General features: G+C 53.1%; 11 protein-coding genes. 7 read left to right on the top strand and 4 right to left on the bottom strand.

Translation table 11 applies throughout. The features are described 5' to 3' along the window. Positions 1-30 precede the first annotated feature (30 nt). The 5 genes from mrcB (at position 31) to fhuB (ending at position 8774) form a co-directional block, all read left to right on the top strand. A complete protein-coding gene (gene mrcB, locus AC0IXI_RS19545) occupies positions 31-2586 on the top strand; it encodes a bifunctional glycosyl transferase/transpeptidase (RefSeq protein ID WP_064516289.1) in 2556 nt (851 codons plus the stop codon). Between the two features lie 212 nt (positions 2587-2798). Further along, entirely contained in the window at positions 2799-5048 is a 2250-nt protein-coding gene (fhuA, locus tag AC0IXI_RS19540) for a ferrichrome porin FhuA (protein ID WP_471682963.1), read from the top strand. A 47-nt stretch (positions 5049-5095) separates the two neighbouring features. Continuing rightward, complete coding sequence (gene fhuC / locus AC0IXI_RS19535; protein WP_064516293.1) at positions 5096-5893, top strand: Fe3+-hydroxamate ABC transporter ATP-binding protein FhuC; 798 nt, start codon at positions 5096-5098, stop codon at positions 5891-5893. Then, positions 5893-6792, top strand: a complete 900-nt coding sequence (gene fhuD, locus AC0IXI_RS19530; RefSeq protein ID WP_471682962.1) for a Fe(3+)-hydroxamate ABC transporter substrate-binding protein FhuD — start codon at positions 5893-5895, stop codon at positions 6790-6792. The genes fhuC and fhuD overlap by 1 nt, the downstream gene beginning before the upstream one ends. Continuing rightward, positions 6789-8774, top strand: a complete 1986-nt coding sequence (gene fhuB, locus AC0IXI_RS19525) for a Fe(3+)-hydroxamate ABC transporter permease FhuB (RefSeq protein WP_471682961.1) — start codon at positions 6789-6791, stop codon at positions 8772-8774. The genes fhuD and fhuB overlap by 4 nt, the downstream gene beginning before the upstream one ends. Positions 8775-8878: 104 nt before the next feature. Here fhuB and hemL read toward each other — a convergent pair whose 3' ends face one another. Next, positions 8879-10159 (bottom strand): glutamate-1-semialdehyde 2,1-aminomutase, encoded by a 1281-nt coding sequence (hemL, locus tag AC0IXI_RS19520; RefSeq protein ID WP_064516299.1) that lies wholly within the window; start codon positions 10157-10159, stop codon positions 8879-8881. 145 nt (positions 10160-10304) lie between these two features. Between hemL and clcA the strand changes: the two genes are divergently transcribed. Together clcA and erpA are read left to right on the top strand one after the other, a co-directional pair. Then, positions 10305-11726 carry a H(+)/Cl(-) exchange transporter ClcA gene (gene clcA, locus AC0IXI_RS19515; RefSeq protein ID WP_134187000.1) on the top strand — a complete coding sequence of 474 codons (1422 nt, stop codon included), beginning with the start codon at positions 10305-10307 and terminating at the stop codon, positions 11724-11726. 82 nt (positions 11727-11808) lie between these two features. Further along, positions 11809-12156, top strand: coding sequence for an iron-sulfur cluster insertion protein ErpA (gene erpA / locus AC0IXI_RS19510; protein ID WP_034460870.1), 348 nt, complete (start codon positions 11809-11811; stop codon positions 12154-12156). A gap of 185 nt (positions 12157-12341) precedes the next feature. On the opposite strand, the gene AC0IXI_RS19505 is transcribed toward erpA, so the two are convergent. Genes AC0IXI_RS19505 through mtnN form a run of 3 tightly spaced genes read right to left on the bottom strand, consistent with a single transcriptional unit; the run spans position 12342 to position 14479 of the window. After that, complete coding sequence (locus tag AC0IXI_RS19505) at positions 12342-12962, bottom strand: TRIC cation channel family protein (RefSeq protein WP_471682960.1); 621 nt, start codon at positions 12960-12962, stop codon at positions 12342-12344. 25 nt (positions 12963-12987) lie between these two features. Continuing rightward, positions 12988-13788 (bottom strand): vitamin B12 ABC transporter substrate-binding protein BtuF, encoded by an 801-nt coding sequence (gene btuF / locus AC0IXI_RS19500; protein WP_471682959.1) that lies wholly within the window; start codon positions 13786-13788, stop codon positions 12988-12990. Beyond that, entirely contained in the window at positions 13781-14479 is a 699-nt protein-coding gene (mtnN, locus tag AC0IXI_RS19495) for a 5'-methylthioadenosine/S-adenosylhomocysteine nucleosidase (protein WP_134186996.1), read from the bottom strand. The genes btuF and mtnN overlap by 8 nt, the downstream gene beginning before the upstream one ends. Positions 14480-14486: the final 7 nt, after the last annotated feature.

The raw sequence follows: 14486 nt of genomic DNA, 5'->3' as shown, positions 1-14486 counted from the left end.
CCGTGCGCCTTATTTTTGGTGGAGAAAGCAATGGCGGGGAATGACCGCGAACCGATTGGACGTAAAGGAAAACCTTCACGTCCTGTGAAAGAGAAAGTAAGCCGTCGCCGTGTCCGTGAAGAGGAATATGACGCGGATTACGATGATGATTATGAAGACGAGAAACCGATGCCGCCACGTAAAGGAAAAGGCAGTGGCAATGGCAATGGTCGCCCGCCACGTAAAAAGCGCCGTTGGTTCTGGTTCCTGGTAAAACTGTTTGTTGTCTTTGCTGTGCTGTTCGTGATTTACGGTGTTTACCTCGATCAGAAGATCCGTACCCGTATTGATGGGAAAGTCTGGCAGCTCCCGGCGGCAGTCTATGGCCGTATGGTGAACCTTGAACCAGACATGCCGTACAGCAAAAAAGAGATGGTTAACCTGCTGGAGGCGACCCAGTACCGTCAGGTGACGAAGATGACGCGCCCTGGTGAGTTTACGGTTCAGGGCAACAGCATTGAGATGATCCGTCGTCCGTTTGATTTCCCTGATAGTAAAGAAGGGCAGATCCGCGCACGTCTGAATTTTGATGGTGACCATCTGGAATCCATCCAGAACATGGATAACAACCGCAGCTTCGGTTTCTTCCGTCTGGATCCACGCTTGATTACCATGTTGTCTTCACCGAATGGTGAACAGCGCCTGTTTGTGCCGCGCACCGGGTTCCCGGAGCTGCTGGTCGACACGTTGATCGCAACAGAAGACCGCCATTTCTACGAGCACGACGGGATTAGCTTCTTCTCCATTGGCCGTGCGGTGCTGGCGAACCTGACAGCTGGCCGTACCGTGCAGGGCGCGAGTACGCTGACGCAACAGTTGGTCAAAAACCTGTTCTTGTCGAGCGAGCGTTCTTACTGGCGTAAAGCGAACGAAGCGTACATGGCGCTGATCATGGATGCGCGTTACGGCAAAGATCGCATCCTTGAACTGTATCTGAACGAGGTCTATCTCGGCCAGAGCGGTGATAACGAAATTCGCGGCTTCCCGCTGGCGAGCTTGTATTACTTTGGCCGTCCGGTAGAAGAACTGAGCCTCGATCAGCAAGCATTGCTGGTGGGCATGGTGAAAGGCGCGTCGATTTATAACCCGTGGCGTAACCCGAAACTGGCGCTGGAACGTCGTAACCTTGTATTGCGCTTGCTGCAAGAGCAGAAGGTCATTGACCAGGAGCTTTACGACATGCTGAGCGCGCGCCCTCTGGGTGTGCAACCGCGTGGTGGTGTGATTTCGCCGCAGCCTGCTTTTATGCAGATGGTGCGAAACGAACTTCAGACCAAACTTGGCGACAAAGTTAAAGACTTGTCCGGCGTGAAGATCTTCACCACTTTCGACTCCGTTTCTCAGGATGCGGCAGAAAAAGCGGTGAGTGAAGGGGTTCCGGTTCTGCGTAACTCGCGCAAACTGAAAGATCTGGAAGCGGCAATGGTCATTGTTGACCGTTCGACCGGTGAAGTTCGTGCGATGGTCGGCGGAGCTGAAACGCAGTTTGCGGGCTTCAACCGCGCGATGCAGGCTCGTCGTTCTATCGGTTCTCTGGCAAAACCAGCGACTTATCTGACGGCATTAAGCCAGCCTGACGCTTACCGTCTGAATACCTGGATTGCCGATGCGCCAATCGCGCTGAAACAGCCGAACGGGCAAGTGTGGTCGCCGCAAAACGATGATCGTCGCTACAGTGAGAGCGGCAAGGTCATGCTCGTGGACGCGCTGACGCGTTCTATGAACGTACCAACTGTCAACCTGGGGATGGCGCTGGGCCTGCCTGCTGTCACAGACACTTGGGTCAAACTTGGTGTGCCGCAGAACCAGTTACATCCGGTTCCTGCGATGTTGCTGGGTGCGCTGAACCTGACGCCAATTGAAGTGGCTCAGGCATTCCAGACCATCGCCAGCGGTGGCAACCGGGCAACGCTTTCAGCCTTGCGTTCGGTTATTGCTGAAGATGGCACCGTGCTATACCAAAGCTTCCCACAGGCGGAGCAGGCTGTTCCTCCTCAGGCTGCATACATGACGCTGTTTACCATGCAGCAGGTTATGGCTCGCGGTACGGGTCGTGCGTTAGGGGGCAAATATCCGAACCTGCACTTAGCAGGAAAAACGGGTACCACCAACGATAACGTGGATACCTGGTTTGCGGGCATCGACGGCAAAGAAGTGGCGATTACCTGGGTAGGGCGTGACAACAACCAGCCGACCAAACTGTATGGTGCGAGCGGGGCGATGTCGCTTTACCAACGTTATCTGGCTAACCAGACGCCGATTCCACTGGTGCTGAACCCGCCGGAAGATATCGTTGATATGGGTGTTGATAGCGCAGGCTACTTCCAGTGTGGCGGCGGCGGGGATCGTGTGTTGCCAGTGTGGACCACTAATCCGGACGGGTTGTGCCAGCAAAGCCAGCAGGCTGAGCAGAACAACAATCCGTTTAGTCAGTCACAGGCGCCACAGACTCAGCAGCCACAACAGCCGCAGCAGCAACAACCTCAGCAGCAAGAAAGTAGTGACGGTGTTGCAGGTTGGATAAAAGACATGTTCGGCAGTAAATAAACCTCACGGTTTTCCCATAAAGCCTCCGTTTACCACGGGGGCTTTTCTTTTTTATTAAGCCCATGCAATCACTCTGGTTAATTATTATTCCCTCGCGCTTAGCAGGGGCGTTTCCTGCTTGCTATGCACTTTCCGTTTCGTCTATTATTCTGCGGCTAATAATAATTATCGTTTACGTTATCATTCGTCACTACTTCATCAGAGAAAAACCAATGGCGCGTTTAAGAACTGGACAACCAGTCAACACCTCAATCCGTAAACTTGCATTCTTTGTTGCGGCCGCCGTCAGTGGCGTGAGTGCATCAAGTTTTGCAGCAGACAACACAACCAGCAAAGAAGATACCATCACAGTTTCTTCCACAGCCCCGCAAGAAAGTGCCTGGGGACCTGCGGCCACGATCGCGGCGCGTCAGTCTGCGACCGGGACCAAAACTGATACGCCTATTGAAAAGGTACCTCAGTCTATTTCTGTGGTGACCGCCGAAGAGATGGCGTTGCATCAACCAAGATCGGTGAAGGAAGCATTGAGCTATACCCCAGGCGTTGCGGTTGGAACTCGTGGTGCTTCAAATACTTATGACTATTTGGTGATTCGCGGATTTGCGGCCGATGGTCAGAGTCAGAATAACTACCTCGATGGTATGAAGATGCAGGGCAACTTCTATAACGACGCGGTAGTAGATCCTTATATGCTGGAGCGCGCTGAAATCATGCGTGGTCCGGTTTCCGTTCTGTACGGAAAAAGCAGCCCGGGTGGTTTGCTGAACATGGTAAGTAAGCGTCCGACCACGGAACCGCTGAAAGAGATCCAGTTCAAAATGGGCACTGACAGCCTCTTCCAGACCGGCTTTGACTTCAGCGATGCAATAGATGACGACGGCGTGTACTCGTACCGCTTAACGGGTCTGGCTCGTTCGAACAATGCTCAGCAGGATCGTGCGGAAGAGCAGCGTTATACCATCGCGCCGTCTTTCTCATGGCGTCCGGATGACAAAACTAACTTTACCTTCCTCTCTTACTTCCAGAACGAACCGGAAACCGGTTACTACGGCTGGCTGCCAAAAGAGGGAACGGTCGATCCGTTGCCAAACGGCGATCGTCTGCCTACTGACTTCAATGAAGGTGCGAAGAACAATACCTATTCTCGTAATGAGAAAATGGTTGGCTACAGCTTCGACCATGAATTCAACGATACCTTTACCGTGCGTCAGAACCTGCGCTTTGCCGAAAACAAAACTTCGCAAAACAGCGTCTACGGTTACGGCGTCTGTTCCGATCCAGCTAACAGCTTTAGCAAGCAATGTGCGGCGTTAGCGCCGGCGGACAAAGGCCATTATCTGGCTCGTAAATACGTGGTTGATGATGAGAAGCTGCAAAACTTCACTGTTGATACCCAGTTGCAGAGCAAATTTGCCACCGGCGAAGTGGACCACACTCTGCTGACCGGCGTTGACTTTATGCGTATGCGTAACGACATAAACTCCTGGTTTGGTTACGACGACTCCGTACCGCTGCTGGATCTCTACAATCCGGTGTATACCGATTTCGATTTCAATTCGAAAGATCCGGCGAACTCCGGTCCGTATCAGATCCTGAACCGCCAGAAGCAAACGGGCCTCTATGTTCAGGACCAGGCGCAATGGGATAAAGTGCTGGTGACGTTGGGCGGCCGTTATGACTGGGCCGATCAGGAATCCTACAACCGCGTGGCTGGTACTACTTCCAAACGTGATGACACTCAGTTTACCTGGCGTGGTGGTGTTAACTATCTGTTTGATAACGGTATCACACCGTATTTCAGCTACAGTGAGTCGTTTGAACCTGCTTCACAGACCGACGCACAGGGTAATCTGTTCTCACCTTCTACAGGTAAGCAGTATGAAGCGGGCCTGAAATATGTGCCGAGCGATCGTCCGATTGTATTGACCGGCGCGGTGTACCAATTGACCAAAACCAACAACCTGATGGCTGACCCTGCGGGCTCATTCTTCTCGGTTGAAGGTGGTGAAATTCGCGCGCGTGGCGTTGAAGTTGAAGCGAAAGCGGCACTGTCTGCGAGCGTAAACGTAGTTGGTTCTTACACCTACACCGATGCTGAGTACACCACGGATACCAACTACAAAGGCAACACGCCAGCACAGGTGCCAAAACATATGGCTTCATTGTGGGCTGACTACACCTTCTTTGATGGCGCACTGTCTGGTCTGACGTTAGGCACTGGTGGACGCTTCACCGGCTCCAGCTATGGCGACCCGGCGAACTCCTTCAAAGTGGGAAGTTATACTGTTGTCGATGCCCTGGTGCGCTACGATTTGGCGCGTGTTGGTATGGCTGGTTCCAACGTGGCTGTTCACGTGAATAACCTATTCGATCGTGAATATGTAGCCAGTTGCTTCAATACCTACGGTTGCTTCTGGGGCGCTGAGCGTCAGGTTGTTGCGACTGCAACATTCCGCTTCTAAGTGTATTCGGGCACGGTTCGCCGTGCCCATCAACAAAGATGGCTACCATGCAGGACAAACTCGTTCATCCCGATACCACGTTTAGCCTCACTGACGTTACCTTCCGCGTACCTGGTCGCACGCTTCTCCATCCTCTGTCGATGACCTTTCCTGTAGGCAAAGTCACAGGCCTGATTGGCCACAACGGCTCGGGGAAATCGACACTGCTGAAAATGCTTGGTCGCCATCAGAAACCCTCTGATGGGGAAATCAGTCTCAACAATCAACCATTGGATAGCTGGAGCAGCAAGGAATTTGCGCGCAAAGTCGCGTACTTACCGCAACAACTCCCAGCGGCTGAAGGCATGACCGTGCGTGAGCTGGTGGCGATTGGTCGTTATCCGTGGCACGGCGCGTTGGGTCGTTTTGGCGTAGCGGACAGGGAATTGGTTGAAGAGGCCATCACTTTGGTCGGGCTGAAACCTTTTGCTCATCGTCTGGTGGACAGTCTTTCTGGCGGCGAACGCCAGCGTGCGTGGATTGCCATGCTGGTGGCGCAAGATAGCCGTTGTCTGTTGCTGGATGAACCGACTTCGGCGCTGGATATTGCCCACCAGGTTGATGTACTGGCGCTGATTCATCGTCTTAGCCAGGAACGTGGTTTGACGGTGATTGCCGTTCTGCACGATATCAATATGGCGGCGCGTTATTGCGACAACCTTGCAGCGCTGCGCGGTGGCGAAATGATTGCCCAGGGTAGCCCTGCTGAATTGATGCAAAGCGAAACGCTGGAACAGATTTACGGTATCCCAATGGGTATTCTGCCACATCCTGCGGGCGCGGCTCCGGTGAGCTTCGTTTACTGATGAGTGAGCTGATTAACCCTTTACTGAGCCGTCGCCAGTTGTTAACGGCACTGGCGCTCTCGCCGCTGTTGCTCAAAATGGGCAACGCTCATGCGGCGGCAATAGATCCGCAACGAATTGTTGCGCTGGAATGGCTACCTGTCGAATTGATGCTGGCGCTGGGCGTTAAGCCTTACGCGATGGCTGATATCAAAAATTATCAGGCCTGGGTCGGTGAACCGAAATTGCCCGATGGCATAATCGAAGTTGGTTTACGCACCGAACCCAATCTCGAACTGCTGACCCAATTAAAACCGTCACTGATTCTCTATTCCGCAGGCTACGGCCCGTCACCGGAAAAGATGTCGCGTATCGCGCCGGGTTTGGGGTTCAATTTTAACGATGCCTCTGGCAAACCGCTGATGGTTGCACGCCAGTCGCTGACCGAACTGGGCGAAAAGCTCGGCATGCAGCAGGCCGCGAAAGATCATCTCGCCCACTTCGACCAATTTATCGAGCAGATGAAACCCCGCTTTGCCAACCGCGGCGATAAACCCGTATTGCTGATGACACTGTTAGATTCGCGCCATGCGCTGGTGATCGGCAAAAGCAGTCTGTTCCAACAGGTGATGGACTTGCTCGGCGTGAAAAACGCGTGGACAGGTGAAACCAACTTCTGGGGCAGTGCGGTCATTGGCCTTGAGCGCCTCGCCGAAGTGAAAGATGCTGATGTTATTTGTCTCGATCATAACAACGATGCAGAAATGGCGCGCGTCGCCGCCACGCCATTGTGGAATGCCATGCCTTTTGTTCGCCAGAACCGTTTCCAGCGAGTGCCACCTGTCTGGCTCTACGGCGCGACCCTTTCCGCCATGAATTTCACCACCATGCTGGCTAAAACCATAGGGAGCAAAGCGTGAAACATCGTCATGCCTTGTTCCCGGCGATGTTGTTATCGCTGATGTTTGTCATTGCCTGTGCGCTCACGTTGCATAACCTGAATGCGCAATTGCCTGCTGCACAATGGCGTGCTGCCTGGTGGCAACCCAACATGGATGACATCAATCAGATGTTATTCCACTACAGTTTGCTGCCGCGCCTTGCCATCGCTTTGTTGGTCGGGGCAGGGCTGGGTTTAGTGGGCGTGCTGTTCCAGCAAGTGTTGCGTAACCCGCTTGCCGAACCGACAACGCTGGGTGTGGCGAGTGGCGCGCAATTAGGCGTCACCGTTGCCACGCTGTGGGCATTGCCCGGCGGATTCGCCACACAACAGTTTGCCGCTCTGGTAGGGGCAGGCGTTGTGGGTTTACTGGTGTTTGGCGTTGCCTGGGGCAAGCGGTTATCTCCGGTCACGCTTATTCTCGCAGGGCTGGTACTGAGCCTTTACTGTGGAGCGGTAAACCAACTGCTGGCTATTTTCCATCACGACCAGTTGCAGAACATGTTCCTGTGGAGCACTGGCTCGTTAAACCAACAAGACTGGGACATCGTTAACGGCCTGTGGCCTCGCCTGGTCGGCGGTTTGCTGTTAACACTGCTGTTGTTGCGCCCGCTAACGCTGATGGGGCTCGACGATGGTGTAGCGCGTAACCTTGGCCTGGCGCTTTCGATGGTGCGCCTCGCGACGCTGGTACTGGCGATTGCCATCAGTGCGCTGTTGGTTAATGCAGTCGGGATTATTGGTTTTATTGGCCTGTTCGCGCCGTTGCTGGCGAAAATGCTTGGGGCACGCCGCCTGGTTGCGCGTTTGTTCCTCGCACCGCTTATTGGCGCGTTGATATTGTGGCTTTCAGATCAATCAGTTATCTGGCTTACCAACGTATGGCGTGAGATCTCTACCGGAACCGTGACCGCTCTTATTGGAGCGCCATTATTGCTGTGGCTGCTACCACGCTTGCGTACTGTTGGCACGCCAGCGATGAACCAGGGCGATAACGTTCCTAGCGAACGCCAGCATCTGGCATGGTGGGTGTTAGTCGGTAGCGGTGTGCTAGCGTTGGTTCTTGTCACTGCGCTAACGCTTGGACGCGATGCGTATGGCTGGAACTGGGTAAGCGGTTCGTTATTCCATGAGTTATTACAGTGGCGCTGGCCGCGTGTATTAGCTGCACTGACTGCGGGTATGATGCTGGCGGTTGCTGGCAGCGTTATCCAACGTCTGACCGGTAATGCGATGGCAAGCCCCGAAGTGTTAGGAATCAGCTCTGGTGCGGCATTCGGCGTGGTGGTGATGTTGTTTATCGTACCTGGAAATGCATTTGGTTGGTTGTTCCCGGCTGGAACCTTGGGTGCTGCGGTAACACTGCTGGTGATTATGGTAACGGCCAGCCGTGGCGGTTTCTCGCCGCAGCGCATGTTGCTCGCCGGGATGGCGCTGAGCACGGCGTTTACCATGTTGCTGATGTTACTGATGGCTAGCGGTGACCCGCGTATGGCGGGGATCCTGACCTGGATTTCGGGGTCAACCTATAACGTTACCGGCGATCAAGCCGTCAGAACACTTATTCTGATGGTGATTCTATTTGCCCTGACGCCGCTGTGTCGCCGTTGGTTAATGATACTTCCGCTAGGCGGAGCGACCGCACGCGCTATCGGTATGGCGCTGACGCCATCACGTTTTGCGCTGCTTTTGCTGGCCGCGACCTTAACCGCGGCGGCAACGATGACCGTCGGCCCGCTGAGTTTTGTTGGCCTAATGGCACCACATATCGCACGTATGCTCGGGTTCCGGCGTGCAATGCCGCAGCTGATAATATCGGCGTTATTAGGTGGGATGCTGATGGTTGCGGCGGACTGGTGCGGAAGAATGATCCTGTTCCCGGATCAGGTGCCTGCTGGCTTGCTGGCAACGTTTATCGGTGCGCCATACTTCGTCTATTTGCTACGTAAGCAGACGAGATGATGAATGGTGGATGTCGCTCGCGCTAATCCACCCTACAACTGCAACAGTCTTTTCTTTTAGTAGGTCGGATTAGCGTAAGCGACATCCGACACTATCCATATCGATTACAGCTTCGCAAACACCCGACGCGCAGCGTCGATAGTCTTCTGAATATCTTCTTTCGAATGCGCAACTGACATAAAGCCTGCTTCAAATGCCGATGGTGCCAGGTAAACGCCTTCTTCCAGCATCAGGTGGAAGAACTTCTTAAAGCGCTCGACATCACACGCCATCACGTCCTGGTAGCAAGTCACCGTTTCCGCATCAGTGAAGAACAAACCAAACATGCCGCCCACATTGTTCACGACCAATGGAATGTTTTCTTCTTTCGCTGCATGCAGCAAACCGTTTGCCAGCATTTCGGTCAGTTCGGTCAATGTCTGGTGAACGCCTGGTTGTGCGACTTCAGTCAGGCAAGCGTAGCCTGCCGCCATCGCAATTGGGTTACCGGAAAGCGTACCTGCCTGGTAAACCGGGCCAGTTGGTGCCAGCGCGTCCATAATTTCGCGACGACCGCCGAACGCACCTACCGGCATCCCGCCACCGATGATTTTGCCCAGACAAGTTAAGTCAGGTTCCACACCGTAGTAAGACTGGGCACCTGCCAGCGCGACACGGAAACCGGTCATCACTTCATCAATAATAAACAACGCACCAAACTCGTCGCACAGCGCACGCAGGCCTGGCAGGAAGTCATCGTTTGGCGGGATGCAGTTCATGTTGCCTGCAACGGGTTCAACGATAATGCAGGCAATATCTTGCGGATATTGCTCGAACGCGGCGCGAACGGAAGCGAGATCGTTATAGGTGCAGGTGAGGGTGTGTTTAGCGAAATCAGCCGGAACGCCCGGTGAGTTTGGCTGGCCGAGGGTCAGTGCGCCAGAACCGGCTTTCACCAGCAGGCAGTCAGCGTGGCCGTGGTAGCAGCCTTCGAATTTGATGATTTTATCGCGACCGGTAAAACCACGTGCCAGGCGAATGGCGCTCATGGTGGCTTCTGTGCCTGAGTTCACCATACGAACCATGTCCATGGTTGGAACCAGGTCGGTCACCAGCTCCGCCATTTTTACTTCCATCTCAGTTGGCGCGCCAAAGCTTAAACCACGTTCAACCGCCTCAATCACGGCATTACGAATTGCCGGGTGGTTGTGACCGAGAACCATTGGCCCCCATGAACCAACATAATCGATATAGGCTTTGCCGTCAGCGTCATACAGGTAAGCCCCGTCAGCGCGTTCGATAAACAGCGGCACACCGCCGACACCAGTAAAAGCACGAACCGGCGAGTTAACTCCACCAGGAATGACTTTACGTGCTGCAGCGTACAGGTTTTCAGACTTACTCATGAATCGGCTCCAATTCGTGGATTCGTGGAAATAATGACTACACGCTATTCTAAGGGAAACATTCGAAGTTATGAAAGTTTTGCCCAAACGCGTCGAGAGAGTAGAATGCCCCCTCGATTTGTATTACCAATAAATGATTAGCCTAATGAATCACTCCCACCCCTCTTTTGAAGCACAGCAGGTTGTGCGCTTACGCAGGGGCGACATGGTGCGTCGCCTAATTCGACAGGATAAAACTCCCGTCGCTATTCTTTTCATGGCCGCGATAGTAGGGACGTTAGCCGGTTTGGTGGGTGTCGCTTTTGAAAAAGCGGTCACCTGGGTTCAACAAAATCGCCTCGCAATGCTGGCTCATGTGGCTGATCACAGCCTTATTGTCTGGCCGCTGGCATTCATTAGCTCAATGCTTTTGGCAATGATTGGCTACTATCTGGTGCGCCGTTTTGCGCCGGAAGCAGGGGGCTCTGGTATCCCTGAAATTGAAGGGGCACTGGAAGAGTTGCGTCCGGTGCGCTGGTGGCGTGTCATTCCAGTGAAGTTTATCGGCGGGATGGGGACACTCGGTGCTGGCATGGTGCTCGGGCGCGAAGGGCCAACGGTGCAATTGGGTGGGAATATCGGCCGCATGGTGCTGGATATTTTCCGCCTGCGTGGTGCTGAAGCTCGCCATTCACTGTTAGCTACCGGTGCGGCTGCGGGTTTATCCGCTGCATTTAATGCCCCATTGGCGGGGATTCTGTTCATCATTGAAGAGATGCGCCCGCAATTTCGCTACAACCTGATTTCGATAAAAGCCGTGTTTATCGGCGTGATTATGTCGAGCGTGGTGTTCCGTATTTTTAACGGTGAAAATGCGGTTATCGAAGTCGGCAAACTGGCTAACGCGCCGGTCAACACGCTGTGGTTGTATCTGGTGTTGGGGATGGTATTTGGCATCGTCGGCGTGTTCTTTAACGCGATGGTGTTCCGTACCCAGGATATGTTCCAGCGCCTTCACGGCGGCAATCTGAAAAAATGGGTGATTATTGGTGGCTTGCTGGGCGGTATTTGCGGGATTCTTGGTCTTATCCAACCCGCAGCGGCCGGTGGCGGTTTTAATCTGATCCCCATTGCAGCCGCAGGCAATTACACCCTTGGCATGCTGCTGTTTATCTTTATTGCTCGTGTGATTACCACTTTGCTGTGTTTTGCATCCGGTGCGCCTGGCGGGATTTTTGCACCAATGCTAGCTTTGGGTACATTACTTGGCACTGCATTTGGTATCGCGAGTGCGGCCTGGTTCCCGGCCTATCATCTTGAAGTTGGGACATTTGCCATCGCCGGAATGGGGGCGTTGTTTGCCGCATCAGTGCGTGCGCCATTGACCGGGATTGTGTTGGTTCTGGAAATGACTGACAATTATCAGCTCATTCTGCCAATGATTATTACCTGCCTTGGCGCGACACTATTGGCACAATTTCTCGGCGGAAAGCCGCTATACTCCTCGATTCTTGAGCGCACGTTGGCAAAACAAGAAGCCGAACAGCGGGCGAAAGAGCAGCAAACCCCTGCCGGGGAGAATACTTGAACGATTTACTCGGGTATTAGATAATGACCCCCAAAGGCTGGGTTAAACTTTACCCGACTTCTTATTTCGTTGGGAGCAAATGATGAGTGATGACGTAGCAGTGCTGCCGTTGCAGTTTACCGAAGCAGCAGCCAATAAAGTAAAAAACCTGATCGCGGATGAAGAGAACCCGAATCTGAAACTGCGCGTTTACATCACCGGTGGTGGTTGCAGCGGTTTCCAGTATGGTTTTACCTTTGACGATCAGATTAATGACGGCGATATGACTATCGAGAAGCAAGGCGTTGCGCTGGTAGTTGACCCAATGAGCCTACAATATCTGGTAGGCGGTGCGGTGGATTACACTGAAGGTCTGGAAGGTTCGCGCTTTGTTGTGACCAACCCGAATGCGAAAAGTACCTGTGGTTGTGGTTCTTCGTTCAGCGTTTAAGCTTTCATACTTCAAGCTGCAGATGCGTCGACTGCACCCGTTCGCCCCAGTCACATAGTTTTCTATGCTCCTGGGACTCACTACTTTGTCGACTTTCTGCAACTCGAATTATTCGGTTTAAATGGTTAGTTATAAAAATTCTTGTAGGCCGGATAAGCGAAAGCGTCATCCGGCTTTTTTATTCTCTATTGTCTGTCATCGAGTGCAAACGTTGGCAATTTGAGATGCCAACGAATGGCGGCCAGACGGATTGCGAGGGTGACGACCATGCCAATCATGCTCGCCTGTTCCAGTGGAATGTGGAAGGTGTAATACGCAGTGGCATGTACAATTCCGCCTGCAATACACGCCGTGGCATAGATTTCGGTACGCAGGATCATCGGGATTTCACGCGCTAAAACGTCACGAATAATCCCACCGCCAACACCGGTCAACACGCCCATGCAGATGGCAATTAGTGGGCTTGCGCCCGCCAGAAATGCTTTATTCACCCCAATACCGACAAACACCGCAAGTCCCACGGCATCGAGCACTGGTAAAATCCATTTTGGTAGCCGACGCGGTTGTCGAATCAACACAATAGTCAGCATACAGGTGACCATTGCGACCACTAAGTCGGTTGGGTCTTTAACCCAAAATACCGGGCCATTATCCAGTGCCATATCGCGAATAGTTCCGCCGCCAACCGCTGTCACTACGCCAAGAACCAGAACACCAAACGGGTCCATACGTAGTTTACCTGCCAGCAGTACGCCGGATATTGCAAAGACGGCTGTGCCAATGATGTCCAGCCAATAGACGAGCATGTGGGTGTTATCCTCATAGAAAAGGTTATTTTTCTGCCAGCTCCTCACAGAGCTGTTTTGCGGCGAGGATAATACGTGGGCCTGAGCGACTAAACCAGTCATCATTCACTGCAATAACCGGAATTTTTAGCTGGGTATTCCAGAATTGTTCAACCGGAGGGATTTGCGTTTCATCGCCGGTGATAATAATAGCCTGTGGGTGGCGGCTTAGCACCTGTTCACGACTCACTTGCGGCCAGGGAACCCGGCTATCAGCGAAGATATTTTGCCCTGCGCATACTTCCAGAATTTCGTTCTGAATTGAACCACTTCCTGACGTAAATAGCGGCTGCTGGCCGAACTGGAGAAACACTTTTTTCTTCGGGTGCTGAGAATAGTGCGCTTTCAAATCGGCAAACTCTTTTGCCAGTTTATCTGCGGCGTTGTGGGCCGTTTGGGGTGTCGGGCTGTATTGGCTCAATTGACGCAATGCCGCAACCACACCTTCGACCGTTGCCGGATCAAGCCAGACAACTTTAATACCCAATGCTTTTAGTTGATTGACCTGGCGCTCAGCATTTCCACCGCGCCAGGCAAGAACCACATCAGGTTTAAGCGCCACGATGCGCTCGAGATTCATCCCCTGCCAGTTTGAGACTTGCTCAAGCTTTTTGGCGGCCTCCGGATAGTCTGACCAGGCGCTGACCGCTACTGGCGTGATACCAGCCGCAAATGCCAGTTCAGTATTGCTCGGCGATAATGAGATAACCCGCGGCGCGGCAATAAGCCACGCCGGGAGACAACACAGTAGCGCGGTGATGCCGCGCCAAAAGTTCTTATTAACCACGAGCCAGTTTCTGCACCAGGTTTTCAACCATCAGCGTGGACTGCTTCGCCGCAACAGCTAAGAACTCTTCGAAGCTCAGATGGGATTGCTGATCGGCAACATCAGAGATCGCGCGCACCACGACAAACGGGGTACCGAAGTTATGGCAAACGTGCGCAACAGCGGTCGCTTCCATTTCCACAGCAACCGCCTGTGGGAAGTTATGGCGGATTTTTGCCAGTGCCACAGAACCGTTAATAAACGCATCACCACTAACAACCAAACCGCGCACGGCGTTCAGGTTCAGCTCGGCAATGCACTCTTCAGCCGCGGCAATCAGTTTCGCGTCAGCAGCAAAACCTGCTGGGCAACCTGGCAATTGGCCATATTCATAGCCAAAAGCGGTAACATCTGCGTCGTGGTAACGCACTTCATCAGAAACCACGATATCGCCAACTTTAAGTGTGGATGCGAGACCACCTGCAGAACCGGTGTTGATCACTACATCTGGTTTGCAATGCTCAAGCAGGAGAGTTGCACCCATTGCAGCTGCGACTTTGCCAATACCTGATTTCAGCAAAGCTACTTCAACGCCATTCAGGGAGCCGGTGTAAATTTCACACCCTGCAAGCTTCAGAGTCTGACGGCTTTCAATTTTGTCACGCAGCAGCGTAACTTCTTCTTCCATTGCACCAATGATGCCTACTTTCATAGTGATT

The organism is Buttiauxella sp. AC038, from assembly GCF_979253565.1.
Note: the sequence above shows the minus strand (reverse complement) of the source record. Positions and strands in the feature narration are given on the sequence as shown.